This window comes from Elioraea sp. (assembly GCF_051860475.1).
GTDB lineage: Bacteria > Pseudomonadota > Alphaproteobacteria > Acetobacterales > Acetobacteraceae > Elioraea.
In genome coordinates this window covers 1-1008 of sequence record NZ_JBHYDW010000293.1, presented here as the reverse complement: position 1 = coordinate 1008, position 1008 = coordinate 1, and the positions used below count along the sequence as shown (strand labels likewise).

Genomic DNA, 1008 nt, shown 5'->3' with positions numbered 1-1008 from the left:
AGGAGGTCCGACAGCCATTTGCACTTGGCCGCGTCGCCCACCATCACCGGCACGATGTGGCTCGGGTTGGGCATGGTCGGGATGCCGATCGCGTCGAGCCGGGCGCGCACCTTGCGCACCCGTTCCTGATGGCGGGCGCGCTCGAAGGAACTCTCCTTCAGGTGCCGGATCGAGGCCCGCGCGCCGGCCGCCACATGCGGCGGCAGCGCGGTGGTGAAGATGAACCCCGACGCGAACGAGCGGATGTAGTCGCACATCGCGGCCGAGCCGGCGATGTAGCCGCCGACCACGCCGAAGGCCTTGCCGAGCGTGCCCTCGATCAGCGTCACGCGGTCCATCAGCCCTTCGCGCTCGGCGATGCCGCCGCCGCGCGGGCCGTAGAGGCCGACCGCGTGCACCTCGTCGAGATAGCTCATCGCGCCATGCTTCTCGCACACGTCGAGGATGGCCCTGATCGGCGCGATGTCGCCGTCCATCGAATAGACGCTCTCGAAGGCGACGATCTTGGGCCGCTCGGGGCCGTATTCCGACAGGATGCGGTCGAGGTCTTCGACGTCGTTGTGGCGAAAGATTCGGCGCTCGGCCTTGGACTGGCGGATGCCCTCGATCATCGAGGCGTGGTTGCCGGCATCCGACAGGATGACGCAATTGGGGATCGTCGAGCCGAGCGTGCCGAGCGCGGCCCAGTTCGAGACGTAGCCCGAGGTGAAGAGGAGCGCTGCTTCCTTGCCGTGCAGGTCGGCGAGTTCGGCCTCCAGCCGCACGTGGTTGGGGTTGGTGCCCGAGATGTTGCGCGTGCCGCCGGCGCCGGCGCCGCAGCGGTCGATCGCCTCGTGCATGGCGGCGATCACCTTGGGATGCTGGCCCATGCCCAGATAGTCGTTCGAGCACCAGACCGTGACCTCGCGCGTCTCGCCCTCGACATGGCGCGTCGCGCGCGGAAACGTGCCGCGATGCCGTTCGATATCGGCGAAGACGCGGTAGCGTCCCTCGCCGCGCAGGCCATCG

General features: G+C 68.7%; 1 protein-coding gene. It reads right to left on the bottom strand.

The features are described from left to right. A partial coding sequence (hemA, locus tag ACTIFU_RS23810) for a 5-aminolevulinate synthase (protein ID WP_439580808.1) occupies positions 1 to 1008 on the bottom strand: 1008 nt, incomplete at both ends.